17 protein-coding genes are annotated in these 22,423 nt (G+C 28.4%); 11 read left to right on the plus strand and 6 right to left on the minus strand.

From position 1 onward, the window contains the following. Positions 1–54 precede the first annotated feature (54 nt). The 3 genes from gap to ACFOWD_RS11770 all read right to left on the minus strand — a co-directional run bounded on the left by gap (position 55) and on the right by ACFOWD_RS11770 (position 6,578). On the minus strand, positions 55–1,053 hold the full coding sequence (gene gap, locus ACFOWD_RS11760) for a type I glyceraldehyde-3-phosphate dehydrogenase (protein ID WP_298994692.1): 999 nt from the start codon (positions 1,051–1,053) through the stop codon (positions 55–57). Between the two features lie 17 nt (positions 1,054–1,070). After that, positions 1,071–2,057 (minus strand): 6-phosphofructokinase, encoded by a 987-nt coding sequence (pfkA, locus tag ACFOWD_RS11765; RefSeq protein ID WP_377411000.1) that lies wholly within the window; start codon positions 2,055–2,057, stop codon positions 1,071–1,073. Positions 2,058–2,213: 156 nt separating this feature from the next. After that, the gene (locus ACFOWD_RS11770) at positions 2,214–6,578 is read right to left on the minus strand and encodes a translocation/assembly module TamB domain-containing protein (RefSeq protein WP_377410785.1); all 4,365 of its coding nucleotides are present in this window, start codon (positions 6,576–6,578) and stop codon (positions 2,214–2,216) included. A gap of 246 nt (positions 6,579–6,824) precedes the next feature. Here ACFOWD_RS11770 and tsaD point away from each other — a divergent pair, with 246 nt between their 5' ends. After that, the gene (gene tsaD / locus ACFOWD_RS11775) at positions 6,825–7,850 is read left to right on the plus strand and encodes a tRNA (adenosine(37)-N6)-threonylcarbamoyltransferase complex transferase subunit TsaD (protein ID WP_377410787.1); all 1,026 of its coding nucleotides are present in this window, start codon (positions 6,825–6,827) and stop codon (positions 7,848–7,850) included. Positions 7,851–8,151: 301 nt separating this feature from the next. Continuing rightward, positions 8,152–9,708: an LTA synthase family protein gene (locus tag ACFOWD_RS11780; protein ID WP_377410789.1), complete on the plus strand. Its 1,557-nt coding sequence runs from the start codon at positions 8,152–8,154 to the stop codon at positions 9,706–9,708. Here the strand turns inward: ACFOWD_RS11780 and ACFOWD_RS11785 are convergent, their stop codons facing one another. Beyond that, entirely contained in the window at positions 9,709–9,933 is a 225-nt protein-coding gene (locus ACFOWD_RS11785; protein WP_298994674.1) for a hypothetical protein, read from the minus strand. Further along, positions 9,920–11,305 carry an MATE family efflux transporter gene (locus tag ACFOWD_RS11790; RefSeq protein ID WP_377410792.1) on the minus strand — a complete coding sequence of 462 codons (1,386 nt, stop codon included), beginning with the start codon at positions 11,303–11,305 and terminating at the stop codon, positions 9,920–9,922. The genes ACFOWD_RS11785 and ACFOWD_RS11790 overlap by 14 nt, the downstream gene beginning before the upstream one ends. A gap of 123 nt (positions 11,306–11,428) precedes the next feature. On the opposite strand from ACFOWD_RS11790, the gene tpx reads away from it, so the two are divergent. The 6 genes from tpx (at position 11,429) to ribB (ending at position 18,110) form a co-directional block, all read left to right on the plus strand. Further along, a complete protein-coding gene (gene tpx, locus ACFOWD_RS11795) occupies positions 11,429–11,926 on the plus strand; it encodes a thiol peroxidase (RefSeq protein WP_377410794.1) in 498 nt (165 codons plus the stop codon). Between the two features lie 2 nt (positions 11,927–11,928). After that, positions 11,929–12,309, plus strand: coding sequence for a diacylglycerol kinase family protein (locus tag ACFOWD_RS11800; RefSeq protein ID WP_377410796.1), 381 nt, complete (start codon positions 11,929–11,931; stop codon positions 12,307–12,309). Positions 12,310–12,351: 42 nt separating this feature from the next. After that, the gene (locus ACFOWD_RS11805) at positions 12,352–14,799 is read left to right on the plus strand and encodes an FtsK/SpoIIIE family DNA translocase (RefSeq protein ID WP_377410798.1); all 2,448 of its coding nucleotides are present in this window, start codon (positions 12,352–12,354) and stop codon (positions 14,797–14,799) included. A gap of 1 nt (position 14,800) precedes the next feature. Then, entirely contained in the window at positions 14,801–15,457 is a 657-nt protein-coding gene (locus ACFOWD_RS11810; RefSeq protein ID WP_377410800.1) for a LolA family protein, read from the plus strand. Positions 15,458–15,519: 62 nt separating this feature from the next. Beyond that, entirely contained in the window at positions 15,520–16,968 is a 1,449-nt protein-coding gene (locus ACFOWD_RS11815; RefSeq protein ID WP_298994657.1) for an LptF/LptG family permease, read from the plus strand. Continuing rightward, on the plus strand, positions 16,965–18,110 hold the full coding sequence (gene ribB / locus ACFOWD_RS11820; RefSeq protein WP_298994654.1) for a 3,4-dihydroxy-2-butanone-4-phosphate synthase: 1,146 nt from the start codon (positions 16,965–16,967) through the stop codon (positions 18,108–18,110). Before ACFOWD_RS11815 ends, ribB begins: the two co-directional genes overlap by 4 nt. Before the next feature lie 3 nt (positions 18,111–18,113). On the opposite strand, the gene pepE is transcribed toward ribB, so the two are convergent. Then, positions 18,114–18,815: a dipeptidase PepE gene (pepE, locus tag ACFOWD_RS11825; protein ID WP_377410802.1), complete on the minus strand. Its 702-nt coding sequence runs from the start codon at positions 18,813–18,815 to the stop codon at positions 18,114–18,116. A 103-nt stretch (positions 18,816–18,918) separates the two neighbouring features. Here pepE and ACFOWD_RS11830 point away from each other — a divergent pair, with 103 nt between their 5' ends. The 3 genes from ACFOWD_RS11830 to ACFOWD_RS11840 are packed head-to-tail and all read left to right on the plus strand — an operon-like array spanning position 18,919 to position 22,382. Then, positions 18,919–19,722, plus strand: a complete 804-nt coding sequence (locus ACFOWD_RS11830; RefSeq protein ID WP_377410804.1) for a hypothetical protein — start codon at positions 18,919–18,921, stop codon at positions 19,720–19,722. Positions 19,723–19,751: 29 nt separating this feature from the next. Further along, on the plus strand, positions 19,752–20,249 hold the full coding sequence (locus ACFOWD_RS11835; protein ID WP_298994646.1) for a DUF6702 family protein: 498 nt from the start codon (positions 19,752–19,754) through the stop codon (positions 20,247–20,249). A gap of 21 nt (positions 20,250–20,270) precedes the next feature. Next, positions 20,271–22,382 (plus strand): M1 family metallopeptidase, encoded by a 2,112-nt coding sequence (locus ACFOWD_RS11840; protein ID WP_377410806.1) that lies wholly within the window; start codon positions 20,271–20,273, stop codon positions 22,380–22,382. Positions 22,383–22,423 lie beyond the last annotated feature (41 nt).

Here is a 22,423-nt window from a genome sequence, read left to right on the forward strand (position 1 = left end):
CCTGACAGTTATAAAACTATCAGGTTTTTTTATTAATAATATTCTATGCTAATCTTATAAAGAAGCAGCGTATTCTACTAAATCTACTAATTTAGTTGAGTATCCCATTTCATTATCATACCAAGAAACAACTTTTACAAAGTTATCATTTAAAGCAATACCTGCATTTGCATCAAAGATTGATGTTCTAGTATCACCAACAAAATCCTGAGAAACTAATAATTCTTCTGTATAACCAAGTACACCATTCATTTCTTCACTCTCAGAAGCAGCTTTCATAGTTGCTTTAATATCTTCATAAGAAGCCGCTTTTTCTAATCTAACAGTTAAATCAACAACAGAAACATCCATAGTTGGTACTCTAAATGCCATTCCTGTTAATTTTCCATTTAATTCAGGAATTACTTTACCAACAGCTTTTGCTGCTCCTGTAGAAGAAGGAATAATATTATGAATAGCAGCTCTACCACCTCTCCAATCTTTTGAAGAAGGACCATCAACCGTTTTTTGAGTTGCTGTTGTAGCATGAACAGTAGTCATTAAACCTTCTACAATTCCGTAATTATCATTTAAAACTTTAGCTATTGGAGCTAAACAGTTTGTTGTACATGATGCATTAGAGAAAATAGTTTGGTCTGCAGTTAATTCTTTATTGTTAACACCCATTACAAACATAGGTGCATCTGGTGAAGGAGCAGAAATAGCTACTTTTTTAGCACCACCAATGATATGCTTGTTAGCCATATCTAATGATTTAAAGATACCTGTACATTCTAAAACAAATTCAGCACCAACTTCATCCCATTTTAAATCTTCTGGATTTCTTTCTGCTGTAATTCTAATTTCGTTTCCGTTTACAACTAATTTACCATCTTTAACATCAACAGTTCCATTAAAAGCTCCATGAACAGAATCGTATTTTAACATGTAAGCTAAATAATCTACATCTAATAAATCATTTATTGCTACTACTTGTACATTTTTTCTTGATACAGCTTGTCTAAATGCTAATCTACCAATTCTACCAAATCCGTTAATTCCTATTTTTATCATTATCTATTATTTTTATTTTATGTGCTCATTATGTCTGACACACGTATTAATTCTTTATTTATTTCTGATTTTCCTTTTACAGCTTGTTCTAATGGAGTTACATTTATTTTATCATTTAATAAACCAACCATATAATTAGATTTTCCATTTATTAAATCTTCTACTGCTCTAACTCCCATTCTACTTGCCAAAACTCTATCAAAACAAGATGGAGAACCACCTCTTTGTAAATGCCCTAATACAGATACTCTAACATCGTATTCTGGCATATTTTCATTTACATAATCTTTTAATTCAAAAACATTTTTACCTGTTTTATCACCTTCTGCTACAACTACAATACTAGAAGATTTACCTGATTTTTTACTTCTAAGTAAAGAATCTACTAATCTTTCTAAACCTAAATCTTCTTCTGGAATTAAAATTTCTTCTGCACCTGCACCTACTCCTGCATTTAAAGCAATATGTCCTGCATCTCTACCCATTACTTCAATAAAAAATAATCTGTTGTGAGAAGAAGCTGTATCTCTAATTTTATCAATTACATCTACAACTGTGTTTAAAGCTGTATCATAACCTAATGTATGAGAAGTACCAAAAATATCATTATCGATAGTTCCAGGAATTCCCATAATTGGAAAGTTAAATTCTTTATTAAAAACTAATGCTCCAGTAAAAGTACCATCACCACCAATGGTAACCATAGCATCTATATTTGCAGCTTTTAGTGCATTATATGCTTTTTGTCTACCTTCTTTAGTCATGAACTCTTTTGATCTTGCAGACTTTAAAAAAGTTCCTCCTTTATTAATGATTCCTTTTACACTTCTTGCATCAAGACTTATAAAATCTCCTTCTATCATACCTTCATAACCTCTGTAAATACCAACACATTCTATTTTATGAAATGCACAAGTACGTACTACAGATCTTATTGCAGCGTTCATTCCTGGTGAATCTCCACCAGAAGTCATTACTCCTATTTTCTTAATATTTGCCATAATTTATTACAATGTAAAAATAACTCTTTTTAATCAGTTAAAATAAAAAATTTACGAAAACGTTATAGCCTTTTACCCTTGATAACACCAATAAAATCAACTGATTTACAGTAGTTTAAATATTAATACAATCATTAAAAACTAGTGTTTTGTATACTTTTAGTTTCCTTCAAAATTATCAATTTTTTCTTTAGATTTTAAGGAATCTTTTTTATTAAGAAGAACAGCTTTTTTATCTTTCTCTTTTTTTAAACCTAACTTTGTTAATAATTCTGAAAGCGTATTAAAGTTTACTTGATAAGATAAACCAACACCTTGTGTGTAACCTTCTTCTTGCTGTGAATATTGAATTTCGTTTTGTCTATTAAAAATAACTCCTCTAAAGTTACCTTCTTTATTTAATAGTATTTCTACTTTAAGTTCTCCTACAACACTAGATTGAGTTTGTGCACCAACAGGTACCCCTACTTTTCCGTTGATAATAACTCTATCACTAACTTGAGTACTTACAGAAACATCTACCTGATCATCGATATTTAATCGATCTATATCATTACCACTTACACCTTGCTGATAATCTAAACCTAACTGAAATTTTCCATCTGGGTTACTTAATAGACTAGAAAATGCACTAGCTATTGCACTTGATGCTGTACCTGTAAGTGTATTGTTTACATCAAAATTAGCTCTATCTGGATTTCTAAAAGAACCAAATGCTAATAATGATATAAACTGTGTTGTTTTTTCATTTACATTATTATCATTTAACACAAACTCTAACTCACTTGCAATTGTAGGGTCTACGTTTGTAAGTTGAATATCTAATTCTTGTTTAGAGTTAAAAAGACCTCCAGTAATTCTAGTTACTAAGTCTATTTCTTCTTTTCTATTTGAATTGAAATTATCTAATAAAACTCCAGGATTTGCTTTCGCTTTATAGATTGCAGTTACATCTAAATTAGCTTCATAAGGATTTCCATTCCAAGATACTGTACCTCCTTTTTGAATAATAAAAGGTTTATTAATAATTCCACCATATTTGAAATCATAAACTCCAGTATTTATAGTGTAATCACCAAACATATTAAACTTACCTCTAGTATCTATTTCTATTCTTAGATTACCATTTCCTCTACCTGTTAATTGACTTCCATTTTCTTCATCTATAACTACTTGCGCAAGTGCATCTCTAGTTACTTCCAAATCTATATTTAAAGATAATCCTTTTAAAGCCTCTTGTGCTATTAGCCTTTGACGCTCTTCTACTTCTAATTTTTCTGATTTAAAATGGATTAAACTGTAACTATCTACTGTTTCTACATCTTTTAAAGGAACCACAAATTTTGTATTTTCTTTAGTTTTTGCATTTACATCTATAGATAACCTATCTGTTAAACCATAAATAAAAGCAGAACCATCTATAAAAGCAGTTCCATAATATAAGGCTTCTTCAGTATTTTCTGTGTTTAAAATCAATAAATTATCTGTATTAATTTGAAGATTTAAAAACCATTGTTCAAAATTTTGATGTGTAATATCACCTGATAAAACACCTTTAGTTTTATAACTTGTATCTAATAAATTTATATTTTCTAAAATAAATGATTGTTCTGAAAGTGTAATTGTAGATTCGCCTTCAAAATCATAATCTACATTTAAATATGGAAATTTTAATCCTGCATCTTTTAAGGTTAATACTCCATCCATATCTGGGTTTCTTAAAAACCCTTTTAAATCGAACTGACCAGAAACACTACCTCTTAAAGAGGATATAACATCTTGTCCTAAAGGACTGAAAGCTTCTAGTTGATAATCTTCTAAAAATACTTCTAAATCAATTAAAGGCCTATCATTACTAAAGTCTAAATTACCAATGGCAGCTATACTCTTTACTTTATCGTTTTTAATAGATAAATCTACATTGTATTTTTCGTAAGATTTATCACCTTCAATATTTATTGCTAAATCACCTTGCTTAAAATTATTAACTTGAAAGTCTTTAATTAAAAGTGTTGCTTCAGGACTGTAAACATTATCTTTTTGTACAAAATCTAAATTTCCAGAAACTCTACCTTTTAAAGCTAAACTATCTATTTCTGGCATAAAACTTTGTAGTTTTACTTTAGTAAAATCTGCTAATAAAGTTTTCTCAGTATCACCAATTATATTTCCTGTAAATTCTATTTTTTGTTGACCAGATGTTAGTTTAAACTGACTAAAACTAAATTCGTTTTTATTTACATCAAAAATAATTTTATCTGTGTTTTTGTCTTCTGGATTAAGACTCCAAGCAGTATTATTAATTACAAATGTTGATTTTTCGAATCCTAAAACAGATTTACCTTGATCATTAAACGTGTAATAAAAATCTAAATTAAAATCTTCTTTAGATGCTGTACCACCAGTAAATTGAGATTTAAAAAACAAAGTGTCATTCTGATTTTTATTTAACAAACTTAATTTAGATACATTATAAAATTCTGTATTTACTTCTGATGCTGATAAAAAAGTATTGTAAAGTTTATTTTGATTGTCTGTTCTTAAAACAATTTCTTTTAGCTCATTACCATAAAGATTTAACCTAGGTGAAGTAAATGTAAGTTTAAACAAATCTTTATTAGAAGCCATTTTACCTTTAAACTTAGTATTATCATCTATATCTATTTTAGGAAAAAATACATTTACTATTTGGTTATAAACTGTAAAATTAAAATCTATATATTGATTTGGCTCAACTTTATAGGGTCTATAATTGGTATACATACTCCCTAATGCATTCTGAGCTACTCTTGGTAATTCTGAAAAAGTAAATTTACCCTCTAAATAACCATTTGCAATATCTTTAGAGTCTACTTCTATTCTTTTAATACTATCTTTTAAAGAAGAAGTTACTATAAACTCTTCAAAACGATATTCTTTTTTTTCGTTTGTATAATACACTTCTTTAAATGTTGCAGTACCTAAAATATTATCTAAAGAGTTACCTTCTATATCTAAAACTATATTTCCTTTTAATTCTGATATACTGTCTCTAGAAAATAAATTAGTTTCTTTTAAATTTAAGTAGGTGATATTTGATTCGAAATCAAATTCACTAATTTCTGATGATAAATCTGCCAAACCATTAAATTTCATTTTAAAATTATCATCATCTATAGTTAGGTCTCCATCAAATTTATTATTTTGATATTGTCCATTTGCACTTATATTTTTGTAAGAATATCCTTGAAAATCAATTCTAGAAATTTTTCCAATAAATGATGTTTTGATATTTTCTAACTTAAAACCTTCTCCCTTTACATCTCCTCTTAAACTAAGTAAACCAAATAAGGGATCATTAAAGAATTCACCAATATCAAACTTATCAAAACCAATAGATCCTTCATAGTCTGCATAATCTATATCATCTATATTTATTAAAGAAAGATCTGAAACAACAGTACCAATTTCTGAGTCAAGTTCTACATCTGCAATAATTTGATTAGGTGTTACTTTAACCATACCTATTAAAGTAAACTTTCCTAATTTATTAAATTCAGAGGGCAGTGTTTTTCCTAAAATATTGGGCAATATTTTTTTTAACTCTTTGTGTGTAGCTGTTAAGTTCTTTATATCTCCCTCAAAAACAAAACCTCTTTCTGTATTGATTAAATTTTCAAAAAATAAATTTCCAACTAATTTTATTCCATTTTTTGTACTAAGATTTAATCTACTTAAATCAAATTTATTTAAGACTCCATCTACATTGCCTTTAAAATAAATAATATCATTTCCATTTAACTCATCATAGAATTTCTTTAAATCTTTAATAGCTATTTTAGAACTATCAAATTTTGCTTTAATATTTACTTTATTATTAAAGTCTGCTAAATCTTCTCTTTTGTAAGTAAAGTCAATATCTGCTTTTAAAGTAGAGTACTTTGTTTCCAAAGTGGTTTCTTTAAAATGCATTGCTGTTTTTGTATATTCAAAGTCAGTAGTTAAATTACTAACTTCTAAACCATTTATGTCTGTAAAATATAAACCTCTAATGTTAGTTTTAAAATCAGGACCTACAATAGAAAGGTCTTGTAAGTTACCTCCTAACTTAGAAACTTCATAATCTAAAGAATCTTTTTTATTGGCATCTATTAATTTAAAATGTAAATCTTGAATATAAACATTATCCGTTTTTAAAATAAATGGGTTAGAAAGTGAATCTTTGGGTGTATCATCATCAAAAGAATTTATAAAAACAGCTAAATTATCTTCATCCTCGTCTTTATAAGTCTTCATAAAAAAATCAACTCCTTCTAAAGAAATGCTTTTAAGATTAACTTCATTATCTAAAATTCGTTTAGCATTTAATAATGATGTACTTAATTTTTTTGCAAATATTAAAGTGTCTTGATGGTGGTCTCTAATTTCGACTCCTTTTAAAGAAACTCTTCCTAAAAAAGATAAATCAACTTTTTCTACAGATATATTAGTATTAAAGTCTTCATTTACAGAGTTAGTTAAGTAATTACCTAATTTAGTTTGCACATAAGAAGTAGAAAGTAAAATGCTAATAAATAACAACAAGAGTATAAAATACCCTAACCACTTTACTATTTTTTTACTAATCTTTTTAATTTTATGCTAGTTTTAGAGAGACTTTCTTGTAATTATATCAAAAATATTGCCACTATATACAAAGAACGTGCAAATTTAATAAACAATTAAATTTCTATAGTCAAAATATAAAATGATACTCTAAAATTATACTTAAGTTTGCAAAAATTTATTTTTTTGGATAACCCAATTTATATATTAGGAATCGAGTCTTCTTGTGATGACACAAGTGCTTCAGTTTTAAAAAACAACGAAATTCTTAGCAATGTTACTGCAAATCAAGAAGTGCACTCTAAATATGGAGGAGTTGTTCCTGAATTAGCTTCTAGAGCACATCAACAAAACATTGTACCTGTTGTACAACAAGCTTTAGTTCAAGCTAATATTAAAAAAGAGGAACTTTCTGCAATTGCATTTACAAAAGGCCCTGGTTTAATGGGATCTCTATTGGTAGGCACTTCTTTTGCTAAATCATTAGCAATGGGATTAGAAATTCCCTTATTAGATGTTAATCATATGCAGGCTCACATCTTAGCTCATTTTATAAAAAATGATACTAGCAAAATACCTCCATTTCCTTTTATTTGTTTAACCATTAGTGGTGGTCATACTCAAATTGTAAAAGTTTCAAATTATTTTGATTTTGAAATTCTTGGAGAAACCATAGATGATGCTGTTGGTGAGGCTTTTGATAAATCTGCAAAAATTTTGGGTTTACCTTATCCTGGAGGACCTTTAATTGATAAATACGCTCAAAAAGGCAATCCGAAAGCATATAAATTTAGCAAACCAAAAGTAGGAGATTTAGATTTTAGCTTCAGTGGACTAAAAACTGGCATTTTGTATTTTATTCAAAGAGAACAAAAAAACAACCCTAATTTTATTAAAGAAAATCTATTTGATATTTGTGCTTCTATACAGCATACAATTTCAGAGATTTTAATGGATAAATTAAAAAACACAGTAAAGCAAACTCAAATTAAACATATTGCAATTGCTGGTGGTGTTTCTGCAAATTCCGAAATTAGAAAAAGACTTCAATTAACAGAAAAACATTTTGGTTGGACAACTTATATTCCAAAATTTGAATACACTACAGATAATGCTGCAATGATTGCAATTACAGGTTATTATAAATATATTAACAAACACTATTCTAATGTTTCTGTAACTGCAAAAGCACGTTTAAAAGTGACTGAATAAAAACATGAAAATTATATTAAATAAACTAAGTGTATTATTAAAGTACTTTCTTTTTTGGATAGTTTTCTTTGTTTTTGCCCGTTTATTTTTTCTTCTTTTTTATTTTGACAAATCAATAGAAATAGGATTAAAAAATGTTTTACTCTCTTTTGTTTATGGTATTCAACTAGATCTTTCTTTTACGGCTTATCTTTGTTTATTCCCTTTTTTACTAATTTCTTTTAGTTTTTTTATCGAAAATAATATCATTAAGAAAATCTTAAATTTTTACTCTTTTACTGTAATTATATTTTGCAGTTTAATGATGGTAATTGATGTTGGCTTGTATAAAGCATGGGGAGTTAGAATTGATAGCACATTTTTAAATTACATAAACACTCCTGAATTAATGTTAGCTTCTGTTTCTAAAACACAATTGGTTTTTGGCACTTTGGCTTGGGTTTTAATTTCATTTATTTTTATAAAGTTTTATAATAAATTATTTAAAAATTTCAATAAAAAGGTAGACAAAGGCCATTTTATAGAGATTGTAGTGTTTTTGTTCTTTACAGCTTCATTGATAATACCTGTTAGAGGAGGATTCCAAACAATACCTGTAAATCAAAGTAATGTTTATTTTTCCAATAAAATGTTTGCTAACCATGCAGCAATAAATTACACATGGAACTTCTTTAACACCATCAAAAGAAAAACAGATAATACAAATCCATACAAAATATATTCGCAAGAAGAAGCCAATCAAATAGTTTCTAAAACAAGAAGTACATTATTAAAAAATCAGCAAGACACAATTTTAAACACTCAAAAACCAAATGTAATTCTTATTATTTGGGAAAGTTTATCTGCAAAAATAGTTGGTTCTTTAAATGGTGAACCTACAGTTACTCCATATCTTAATAGATTATCTAAAGAAGGTATTTTATTTACTAATTTTTATTCTAATGGAGATAGAACAGATAAAGGAATTCCTGCTATTTTAAGTGGCTACTACCCACAACCAGCAATTAGAATTATGCGAATGCCAAATAAAACAAGAAGCTTACCTATGTTGCCTAAAGAAATGGAAAAACTGGGGTATAAAACTAGCTTTTATTATGGAGGTGATTTAAACTTTGGAAATATGAACACATATTTAAGAAGTGCTGGCATTCAAAAAATAATTGATGGTTCTGAGTTTGATAAAAAAGATTGGAACTCTAAATGGGGAGCTTATGATGATGTGTTTCTAAAACGATTTGCTTCAGATTTAACAAAAGACAATAAACAACCTTTTTTTAAAATTGCACTAACCCTATCTAGTCACGAGCCTTATGAAATAAAAGGTGAATATAAATTTGGTGAAAATGGTGAGTCTAATAAATACAGAAGTGCCCATTTTTATACTGATAAAGTAATTGGAGAGTTCATTGATTTTGCTAAAAAACAAGACTGGTATAAAAATACATTGATTGTAATTATGTCAGATCATGGACATAGTTCGCCTACTCCAGACAATCCTTATTTTGGAACAAAAAAGTTTCATATTCCAATGCTTTGGTTGGGTGGTGCTATATCAAAAAAAGGAATTAAAATCGATAATATTTCTAGTCAAGTTGATTTTTCTTACACTCTTTTAAACCTTTTAAAAGCTGATACTTCTAAATTTAATTTTGGTAAGCATATTTTTAATAATTCAGAAGAACAATATGCATATTACTCTTTTAATAAAGGCTTTGGAATGTATTCTAGAAAAGGGACTTTTATTTACGATTATGTTAGTAAAAAACCAATTCAAAAAATTGGTTTAACAAAAGAGTTAGACTCACTTGGTAAAGCAATAACCCAACTTTCATATCAAGATTTTTTAGAAAGAAAATAGCTATGCTAACCCTTCCATTTCTTTATCATAAAAGTCTTCTGCTTGTTTAATTAAAGCATTTAATTCGTTAGCTATATCTTCTTCATTTTCACCAGATAAATCTTCAAACCATTCAACTTCGTCATCCTTTAGATTAATTAAAAATCTTGGAAATTCTGTATGCAATACAAAAATATCTTCTGGATAATTACTATTATCTGCTAATAAAAATTTAGGTAAGTTCATGTTTTGTTTTTATCAATTTCAAAGTTAACCAATTAAATCTAATAAATAATAAAATGGCTGCTGTAGATAAACCAGCTAAAAGTCCTAACCAAATTCCAAAACTTCCATACATATCTTCTTTTCCAAGAAAATAAGAAACAGGAAATCCTACAACCCAATAAGAAATAAAAGTTAATACAGTTGGTATTTTTACATCTTGTAAGCCTCTTAAAGCTCCTAAAACTATTACTTGTAAACTATCTGTAATTTGAAAAAATGCAGCAGCTAATAACAATTTCGCAGCTATAGATAATACTTCCATATTATCTGCATAATTAGCTGCATCATTTAAATCTACATATATGTTTGGCAGACTTTTATGGAAAATAAAAAAGATACCAGCAAAAAATATTGCAAATAAAAACCCTAATAAGAAAATAGAAAAAGCAATTCTTCGTAATTCTTTAAAGTTTTGTAAACCTTTTTGATTACCAACTCTTATCATAGAAGCAACACTTAAACCCATAGCAACCATAAAAGTCATTGAAGATAAATTTAACGCAATTTGATTTGCTGCTTGAGGATTTTTACCCAACAAACCACTCAACCAAATTGCAGACGTAAATATGGCAACTTCAAAAAACATTTGCATTGCACTTAAAGAACCCAAATTGATAATTCTTTTAATCATTAGCCCTTCTAAAACAAATATCTTTATATTATTTACAATTCTTGCAGAGCGCTTTTTATAACGTAATAAAATTCCTAAATATAAAACCATAATAAAACGTGAAGCTAAAGTACCATAAGCAGCACCTACTATGCCTAATTCAGGAAAACCAAACTTTCCGAAAATCAAAACATAATTTAAAGCTACGTTTACAATGTTTGCTAAAATAGTAGCATACATTGGGTATTTAGTCATTGACATACCATCACTAAATTGTTTAATTGCCTGAAAAATAACTAAAGGTATTAATGAAAAAGCGACTAAGTCTAAATACGGTATTGCCAAAGCAACAACCTCTTCTGGTTGATTCATTAAATACATTAATGGTTTAGAAAAGTAAACCATCAAAAATAAAAGAATACCTAAAGTAGTACATAAAAACAAGCCATGCTTATAAGCAGATCTTGCTTGTTGTAAGTTATCAGAAGAATCTGCTTCTGCTATTAATGGTGTTATTGCTGTAGAAAAACCAATACCAATAGACATAGCAATAAACATAAAACTATTACCTAAAGAAACTGCAGCTAATTCTGCTGTTCCTAATTGTCCAACCATAATATTATCTATAAAAGAAACAAAAGTATGCCCTAACATACCTAGCATTACTGGTGCTGCTAATTGCCAATTATATTTAAATTCTGATGTATATTGAGCTAAGTTCAAAGTAAATGTATTCGGTTTGCGAAGATAGTTATTAACCTAGAAAAGTTATGAGAAAATTCTTTTGTTTTCTTTAAGAGTTATTCAATCATTTTTAATTATTTTTGATAGTCTAAAACAACTTATATGGCTAAGATTACATTAGGAGGAACTCCTGTAAATACAGTAGGAAATTTACCAGAAACAGGTAGCAAATCTCCGGACTTTACTTTAACTGCAGTAGATTTATCTACTAAAAGCTTATCTGATTTTTCAGGTAAAAATATTGTTTTAAATATTTTTCCTAGTGTGGATACTGGAACCTGTGCAACTTCTGTAAGAGAATTTAATAAAAAGGCAGCAAATTTAGACAATACAACTGTTTTATGTATTTCTAGAGATTTACCTTTTGCTCAAGCTCGTTTTTGTGGTGCAGAAGGGATTGAAAATGTAGTAATGTTATCAGATTTTGAAATGGGTAAATTTGGTAAAGATTATCAATTAGAATTTGCAGATGGTCCATTTAAAGGGTTACATTCTAGAGCAATTGTTGTTATTGGTACAGATGGTAATATAAAACACACAGAACAAGTTCAAGAAGTAGCTGACGAGCCTAATTACGAAGCTGCTTTAAAAGCAATATAGTTTTGAAAAATCCAAAAGACGGTTTTTTTATAGGAAGAATTAAAAGCCTAAAATATGCTTTTAAAGGTATGTGGATTTTAATTACCACAGAAGACAGTATAAAAGTTCAACTTTCTGTTGCCTTTATTGCCATTATTTTAGGTTTTCTTCTAGATATTAGTGCAATAGAATGGATGCTACAATTTTTAGCTATTGGTTTAGTATTAGTAGCTGAAGCAGCTAACTCTGCGATAGAAGAAGTTGCTGATTTTATTCACCCAGAATTCCATAAGAAAATTGGAAAAATAAAGGATATAGCTGCTGGTATTCCCACTTTTGCAGCATTAACTTCGCTTATTATTGCTGGTATAATATACATTCCTAAAATTTTAGTATTTTTTTAAATAAAATGTATATTTACTCTCTAAATAAAGCTCAACGTTTTAATGGCAAAAAAAACAAAATCAACCAAAGAAGATAAACCTTCTTTTTTTTCTTTTTTAAAAAACAGACAAACTTCAACTTTAGTAGCAACATTTTTAATGTTGTTTTCTGTTTTTTTGTGTGTTGCATTTATTTCGTTTTTTTTTAATTGGCAAGAAGATCAAAGCACATTACAGCAGTTTACCAATAAAGCTGTAAAAAGTAATAACTTATTAGGTAAAATTGGGGCAAACCTTAGTCACTTTTTTATATATAAAGGTTTTGGTATTGCTGCATTTATCATTTCGTTTCAAATATTTTTGGTAGGTTTTTATGTCTTAATTAAAAAGAAACTATCGTTAATTATTACAACCACAAATTGGAATCTTTTCCTAATGGTTTTAGTAGCTTTAAGTTTTGGGTTTTTAGATAAAAAATATGCTTTAGCTGCTGGTATAATTGGCTTTGAGATAAACGAATATTTACAGACTTTTATAGGAAAAACTGGTTTAGTTATTACACTTATATTTCTTTTTATGGCTTATGCTATCATTAGATATAAAGTTACTTTTGATGCTTTTATAGATAGATTAAAAGAAAAAAGAGCTCAACGTAAACTAGAAGCATTACAAGAAGAAAGTGTTGCTACTACTAATAAAGAGGATATAATTGAAGAAGAAAAATCTAAAAGTATTTCTTTAGAAAAAGAAAAGAAATCTGAATTTGAACTTTCTTTAGAAAATCTTAAACCTACAATATCAAAGTATTCTGATGTCTCTTCAAAAAAAGAAGAAATAGATAAAGACACTAAGAATGAATCTGAAATAAAACTTAAAGTAGAAGATAAGTCAGACACTAAAGTTAACTCTTCAGAAGAAAAAGTAGTTGCAATTGATGTTGAAGTTAGTAAAGAAGAAGAACATGAAACTGAGAACTTATCAGATAAAATTGTAAAAGATTTTGGTGAGTTTGATCCTACTCTTGAGTTATCAAACTTTAAATTCCCAACTTTTAATTTACTAAAACAATACAATGAAAGTATTTCAATTGACCCTGAAGAATTAGAAGCTAATAAAAACAGAATTGTAGATACTTTAAAAAATTATAAGATTGGTATTGATGAAATCAAAGCTACTGTTGGACCAACAATTACACTTTATGAAATTGTACCAGAAGCAGGAATTAGAATTTCTAAAATTAAAAATTTAGAAGATGATATTGCGCTTTCACTTTCTGCTTTAGGGATTAGAATTATTGCTCCAATACCTGGTAAAGGAACAATTGGTATAGAAGTACCAAACAAAAAATCTACCATAGTTTCTATGCATTCTGCTATTTCTTCTAAGAAGTTTCAAGAATCTCAAATGGAACTACCTATTGCTTTAGGAAAAACAATTTCTAACGAAACTTTTGTAGTAGATTTAGCTAAAATGCCTCACTTACTTATGGCAGGTGCAACAGGACAAGGAAAGTCTGTGGGTTTAAATGCAGTACTAACATCACTCTTATACAAAAAACACCCTGCTGAAGTAAAATTTATTTTAGTAGATCCGAAAAAAGTAGAATTGACTTTATTTAATAAAATAGAACGTCATTACTTAGCAAAATTGCCAGATACAGAAGAAGCTATTATAACAGATACAAGTAAAGTAGTAACTACATTAAACTCTCTTTGTATAGAGATGGATAATCGTTACGATTTACTAAAAGCTGCAATGGTTAGAAACATTAAAGAGTATAATGCAAAGTTTAAAAAGCGTAAGCTTAATCCAAATGATGGTCATCAATTTTTACCCTACATTGTATTAGTAATTGATGAATTTGCAGACTTAATTATGACAGCTGGTAAAGAAGTAGAAACACCTATAGCACGTTTAGCTCAATTGGCTAGAGCAATTGGTATTCACTTAATAGTTGCCACACAAAGACCTTCTGTAAATGTTATTACAGGTATTATAAAAGCTAACTTTCCATCAAGAATTGCATTTAGAGTAACATCAAAAATCGATTCTAGAACTATATTAGATGCTCCAGGAGCAGACCAATTAATTGGACGTGGAGACATGTTGTATTCTGGTGGAAATGATATTTTAAGAATTCAATGTGCTTTTGTAGATACACCAGAAGTTGAAAAAATTACTGATTTTATTGGTTCTCAAAAAGCGTATGCTGAAGCCTATCAACTACCAGAGTTTATTGGTGAAGAGAGTGGCACAAATGTTGATATTGATATTGCTGATAGAGATAAATTATTTAGAGAAGCTGCAGAAATAATTGTTACTGCTCAACAAGGTTCTGCTTCTCTTTTACAACGTAAATTAAAATTAGGATATAACAGAGCAGGAAGATTAATAGATCAATTAGAAGCAGCAGGAATTGTAGGTCCTTTTGAAGGAAGTAAAGCAAGACAAGTATTAGTTCCAGATTTTGTTGCTTTAGATCAATTATTAGAAAATGAAAAGAATTTATAAAATGAAGAAAGTATTTTTTGTAGTAGCATTTTTATTGATGAACACATTAACTTTTTCACAAAGCTCAGAAGAAGCAAAAAAGATATTAGATGAAGTATCTACTAAAATGGGGTCTTATAATAACATGTACATTGGCTTTAGCCAAACCCTAAGTAATGAAGAAGCTGGTATAAAAGAAGGTGATGAACCACCTATTAATGGAGAAATTAATTTAGCTGGTGATAAGTATAATCTAAATTATTTAGGTAACACCTTTATTTATGATGGTAAAAAATTATACGTAATTAATACTGGTGAAAAAGAAATATCTATAACTGATGGAGATTTAGATGGTGATGATGGTTTTATTTATCCTTCTAAATTATTAACTTTTTATAAAGAAGGTTATAATTTTGAGATGGGAAAATTAGTAAATATGAATGGTAGAAAAATTCAATTTGTTACTTTAAACCCTATTGATAGTAATTCTGATATCGTAAAAGTTGAACTTGGTGTAGATGCTAAAACTAAACACATATACAAGTTAATTCAAACAGGTTCAAATGGAGCAAAAACTATATTTACCATTACTAAATTTAAGAGTAATCAACCTTTAAGTGATAGTTTTTTTAAGTTTGATAGACAAAAATATCTAAGTCAGAATTATACAATTGACTAGCAAAATCCAATTAACAGAAAATTAATAGCATCTTATCTTATAAGATGCTATTTTTGTACCCAATGAAAATTTTAGATAAGTACATTCTTAAAAGTTTCTTAAGACCTTTTATAGCAACATTCTTAATTGTTTTGTTTGTTTTAGTAATGCAAACACTTTGGCAAACATTCGAGAATATTGCAGGTAAAGGTATAAGCATCATATTTATCTTAAAATTTTTATACTACTCTACTTTAATGATAATACCACAAGCATTACCTATTGGTGTGCTTTTATCATCTATTATGGCTTTAGGTAACTTAGGTGAAAATTATGAGTTTGCTGCTGCAAAATCTGCAGGTGTTTCTTTGCAAAGATTGGTAAGGCCAATAGCTATTTTAGCTATTTTTTTAAGTGTTGTTAATTTCTTTTTTTTAAATAACGTATATCCTTATGCGATTTTAAATCAGTCTAATTTATATTTAAACATCAAAAAGAAAAAGCCAGCTTTAGCTTTAGTAGAAGGAAGTTTTAATGCAGATTTACCTGGTTATCAAATAAAATTTGAAGAAAAGTATGGAGAAGATAAAAACCTGTTAAAAAATGTTTTAATCTACGATTTAACGAGTAATAGAGGAAATCAAAAAGTAATAACTGCAGAAAAAGGAAAAATAATTACTGAAGAAGGTAGTAGATATATGACCTTTATTTTAAATAATGGAAATTATTATGAAGAGCATGTAAAATCTGCAAGAACAGTTGAAAAAAGAAAAAAAATGGCAGCTTCTAGTGCCACTTTTGATGAGTATGAATTTAACATAGATATTTCATCAATTGTTGGTGATGATTTAGATTCTAATAAAGTAACTAACCATTTTAGAATGCTAACCATTAAACAATTAAAAGACACAGTACCAGATTTAAAAAGCAGGTATGATGAAAATTTAGAAAACAGATCTAAAAACATTTACATTAGTACAAGTGCCAAAGAATTGTATAAATATCCAGATTCTTTAGTTAAAAAAGATCTTGAAGCAGATATATTAGATAACTTCGAAATAAATGAGAAAATATCTATTTTAAATGCTGCAACAACAAAAACAAGTAGAGCCTTAAGTTCTTTAAAAAATAATAGTTCAAGCTTAAAATGGACAAGAAAAACATTAAACCTATTTGATACAGAATATTACAATAGAATAGCTTTTTCTCTATCTTGTTTAGTACTATTTTTTATAGGTGCTCCTTTAGGATCTATTATTAGAAAAGGTGGTTTTGGTTTGCCTATGGTTTTTGCAATTGGAATTTATGTTATTTACTTTTTTACAAACACCTTTGGTAAAAACTTAGCAGAAGAAAGTACAATTACGGCTTTCTTAGGTTCTTGGATTTCCTTTTTTATAATGGCTCCTTTAGCTATCTTACTAACTATAAGGGCTACAAAAGACAAAGGCATTTTTAATATAGACTCATTTCTTCAACCTGTTTTACAATTGGTTAAGAAGATCAATCCTTTTAAAAAGAAACAATTATGATTACTCAACATACAGCAAAAAAAACACAATTAAATACAATTGACGAGGCAATAAATGATATCAGAAATGGTAAAGTAATTATTGTTGTAGATGATGAAAATAGAGAAAATGAAGGTGATTTTTTAGCAGCAGCAGAAAAAGTTACACCAGAAATGGTAAACTTTATGGCTACTCATGGTAGAGGATTAATATGTACACCATTAACTGAGAAAAGATGTAAAGAACTTGAGTTAGGCATGATGGTTACTAACAATACAGATCCAATGGAAACTGCATTTACAGTATCTGTAGATTTAAGAGGAAAAGGAGTTACTACAGGAATTTCTGCTTCAGATAGAGCACTAACAATAAAATCTTTAATCGATAAAGAAACTAAACCTTTTGATTTAGCTAGACCTGGACATATTTTTCCATTAAGAGCCAAAGAAGGTGGTGTTTTAAGAAGAACTGGTCATACAGAAGCTGCTATAGATTTTGCTCGTTTAGCAGGTTTACAACCTGCAGGTGTAATTGTAGAAATCATGAATGAAGATGGAACAATGGCACGTTTACCTCAATTGTTAGAAGTTGCTAAAAAATTCGATATAAAAATAGTTTCTATAGAAGATTTAGTAGCTTACAGAATGGAGCATGATTCTTTAATTGAAAAGAAAGAAGATTTTGAATTAGAAACTCGTTTTGGTAATTTTAGGTTAAGAGCTTATGAGCAAACAACCAATCATCAAATTCATATTGCACTAACTAAAGGAAATTGGACCTCTGAAGATGGTGTGCTAACAAGAATCAATTCAACTTTAGTAAATAATGATATTTTAGGTACTTTAACTAATAATGCAGACAAGAAGCTAGACCAAATGTTTCAGGTGATTAATGATGCAGGAAAAGGAGCTATTTTGTTTATTAATCAACAAAATCAATCTAAAAATTTATTAAGTAGATTAGGTGTTTTAAAAGAAAACCAAGCAAAAGGTGAATTAAAAGCACCTGCAATTGCAATGGATCAAAGAGATTTTGGAATTGGAGCTCAAATTTTACATGATTTAAACATTAGTAAAATTAAACTAATGACAAACTCGCAACAAACCAAAAGAGTGGGTATGATTGGATATGGTTTAGAAATTGTAGATTATGTTAGTTATTAATTTTTAAATAGCCACTTCTACTCCACTTTCAATTTCATAAGGTGCTTTACCTTGTTGAAAAACTCTTGCAGTTAATTCACCTTGCAAAATAATATTATTGTTGTTTACTTCTAGCCAAGATCCTTCTCGTAAACCTAATACTGAGGTTTCATTAAATACATGATACTCTTTTATACGTGTTTCACGAGTTTCACCCATATGTGTAGAATTTTCTATTGGGTCTAAATAATGTGCATTAATATTAAAAGGAATTAAACCCATTGTTGTAAAACTAGGTGGATATACGATTGGCATATCATTTGTATTCATCATAGTTATACCACAAATATTACTTCCTGCACTTGTTCCTAAATAAGGTGTACCACTTTTAATCGTATTTTTTAAAGTAAGTAAAACGTCGTTTTTATATAATTGATTTACTAATTCAAATGTATTTCCTCCTCCTGTAAAAATAGCTTCAGCATTTTGTATAGCCTCTTTTGAGTTTTCAAATTCATGAATCCCTTTTACTTTAATATTTATTTTAGCAAAAGGTACACTTACTTTTTCTGTGTATTCATCGTAAGAAATTCCACCTGGTCTAGCATAAGGAATAAACAAAACTGTATTTACCTCTTTAAAGAAAGTAGATAATGTAGGTAATAAATATTCTAAAGGTCCACTTCCATGAATAGTTGAAGTACTAGCTATAATCATTTTTTTCATGAGTCAAAAATAAGCATTAATAAAAACGTTTTTAACAAAAGTTTAAAAATCAATACTTAAAATTAAATAGTTTAAACCTTTTATTTGTATCTTAATTTCGAAAATGAAAAAAACATTACTTCTTTTATTGTTAACTGTTTGTACTATTTCTTACGCTCAAGAAAGAAAAAAGCTAATTACAGGTTCAGTTACAGACTCTTTAGGCATTGTTAAAAACGCGAATATTATTAATTTAAAAACAAAACAAGGTACTTTTTCTAATGATGATGGTCGCTTTCGAATTTTTGTATCTAAAGGGGACACTTTAAGAGTTTCTTCTGTACAGCATCAACCTAAAAAAATAGTTGTTTCTAAAGATGTTTTTGATAAAGAAGAAATTACAATTCAAATAAAACTAACTGTATATACTCTTGAAGAAATTGAGCTTAAAAGAAACAACTTACAAGGCAGGTTAGGAATAGACATTAAAGATGTGCCTAAAAATGAGAAAGACTCTTTATTAAGAAAAGTAATGGATTTTTCTGATGTAAATTTTAATGCTCCAGACAACACAATTGACGCTGTTAAAAGAGCTAAACCTCCAATAGTAAATACAATGGAAGGTGCAATGCCAATGGTTGGTGCAGGAGCTAAAGCAATAATTCCTTTTAAATACTCAGAAAAATTATGGGCTCTAAGAAAAAAGTTAGAGCAAAAAAAACAGTTTCCTTATAAGATTTTATCAGAACTTGGAGATAAATTCTTCTTTGATGAACTTAAAATTCCTATAGACAATTACTTTCATTTCTTAGAGTATTGTAATCCTTTAGGTATAGAAGAATTACACAAAAAAGGACGAAATTTAGAAATTATTAAAATTTTAAAAACCGAAAGTAAAACTTACTTAAAACTTATAAAAAAGGAGTAATTTGGCTTACTAATTGTTTTCACTTTTTTATGAATATAAAAAGAACATTTTTATTACTATTTATAATACCTCTACTTTCGTTTTCTGCTCATAAATATTATTTAAGCTTAACACAAATCAATTACAAAAAAGAGGCAAAAGCATTACAAATTATTATTAATGTTTTTATGGATGATATTGAGTTAGCCCTAAATAAAGACAACAATATTGACTTACAATTAACTACTAAGAGAGAACTTAAAAATAATGATGTTTATTTTAAGAACTATCTTAAAGAAAAGCTTCAAATTAAAGTAGATGGCACATTAAAAAACTTTAATTATCTTGGCAAAGAATATGATGGTGATTTAGTATTTTTTTATTTAGAAATAGAAAATATAGAGTCTGTTAAAGATTTAGAAATTACCAATAAAATATTATTAAAACATTTTCCAGAACAGCAAAATTTGGTAAAAACCAAAGTTGGAAAAAACAACAAAAGTGTTATTTTAACCAAAGATAAAGTAGTAGGATTACTACAACATTAATTAAAACCTAATCAAATCATTATGAGAAAACTAGCATTGTTATTATTTGCAATTTGTTTTGTTGGTAGTTCTTATGCTCAAAAAGCAAAAGAAGGTCATACCAACCAAAATAAATTTAGACAACTAAAGCAAGAATTACCAACACCTAACTTACAAAGAACTGCATCTGGAGCTCCAGGTAAAGAATATACTCAACAACAAGTTGATTATAAAATGGACATTGTGTTAGATGATGCAAATACCAAAATTACAGGTTCAGAAACGATAACTTACCATAACAATTCAGCAGATGAATTAGCTTATTTATGGGTTCAGTTAGATCAAAATATGAGAGCTGCAGATTCTAAAACTCCAGATATTCAGCCTACATCTTTACCTAAGAAAATGAGTAAAAATAGGTTTGAAAGAAGTTTTCCAGAAAAACCTTTTGATGGAGGCTTCAATATTATGAGTGTAACTAATACAGATGGTAGTAAATTATCGCACACAATTAACCAAACCATGATGCGTATTAATTTACCAAAACCGTTAGCTTCTGGTGAAACTTTTGAATTTAACATTTCTTGGTGGTACAATATCAATAACCATAGAACTCAAGGAGGTAGATCTGGTTATGAACATTTTGATGAAAATGATAATAACAACTATGTAATCGCACAATTTTACCCAAGAATGTGTGTGTATGATAATGTAGAAGGTTGGCAAAATGATCAATTTTGGGGACGTTCTGAATTTGCTTTAGAATTTGGTGATTTTGCTGTAAATATTACAGTTCCAGAAGATCATATGCTTGGAGCTACTGGAGTTTTACAAAACGAAAATGAAGTATACTCTAAAAAAGAATTAAAAAGATTAGAAGAAGCAAAAAACACTTTTGACAATCCTGTTATTATAAGAACTCAAAAAGAAGCAGAAAAGATTGAAAAATCTAAAGCTAAAGGTACTAAGACATGGAAGTTTGTTGCTAAAAATGTAAGAGATTATGCATTTGCTACATCAAGAAAATTTATTCTAGATGGTATGGCTGTAGATATTAATGGTAAAAAAGTAATGGCTTATTCTTTATATTCTAAAGAAGCAAATCCATTATATGGAGATCATTCTACAAGAGCAGTTGCACAAACTTTAAAAACATATTCTAAATACACTTTCGATTATCCTTATCACAAAGCCATTTCTGTTGATGGACAAATGGGTATGGAATATCCTCAAATTTGTTTTAATCCTGGTAGACCAGATTTACCTGATGGAGGTTATTCAGATAGAATGAAATACAGAATGATAAAAGTTACCATTCATGAAGTTGGTCACAACTACTTTCCAATGATTGTAAATTCTGATGAAAGACAGTGGACTTGGATGGATGAAGGATTAAACTCTTATTTAGAAATGTTAGCAGAATGGGATTATGATCCAAACTTTCCTATCACTAGAGGTTTACCAAAAAATATTGTAAGATATATGAGTGGAGATCAATCTAGAATTGCTCCAATTATGTCTAAGGGAGATAATGTTTACAGTTTTGGTAACAATGCTTATGGTAAACCAGCAACAGCTTTACACATTTTAAGAAATACAATCATGGGTAAAGAATTGTTTGACCATGCTTTTAAAACTTATGCGCAAAGATGGATGTTTAAACACCCTACTCCTGCTGACTTTTTTAGAACTATGGAAGACGCTTCTGGTGTAGATTTAGATTGGTTCTGGAGAGGATGGTTTTACACTACAGATGTTACAGATATTGGTATTAAAGGAGTAAAGAAATTTAGTACAAAAACTGTAGATAACACAGTTGAGTTTGTAGAAGACACAACAGATGGTTTAGGTTTTGCAAATAAGCAAGACAAATACCATTATGAAATTACTTACAACAAACCAGGTGGATTAGTAATGCCTATAATTGTTGAATTTACTTATAAAGATGGTACTAAAGAACGTAAAACCTATCCTGCTCAAATATGGAGGTATACAGATAGCGAAGTAACTAAAGTGTTTTCTTCATCTAAACAAATAGAAAGCATCGTTATTGACCCAGATTTAGAAACTGCAGATGTAGATTTATCTAACAATAGTTTTCCTAAACAAAAAGAAGATAAATTCGATAAATTTAAGAAACAAGTAAAAGGGTAAAAACTTTATAAATTCTACAAAAAAGCAATATGTAACCATAT

The organism is Polaribacter marinivivus, assembly GCF_042651285.1.
Taxonomy (GTDB): domain Bacteria; phylum Bacteroidota; class Bacteroidia; order Flavobacteriales; family Flavobacteriaceae; genus Polaribacter; species Polaribacter marinivivus.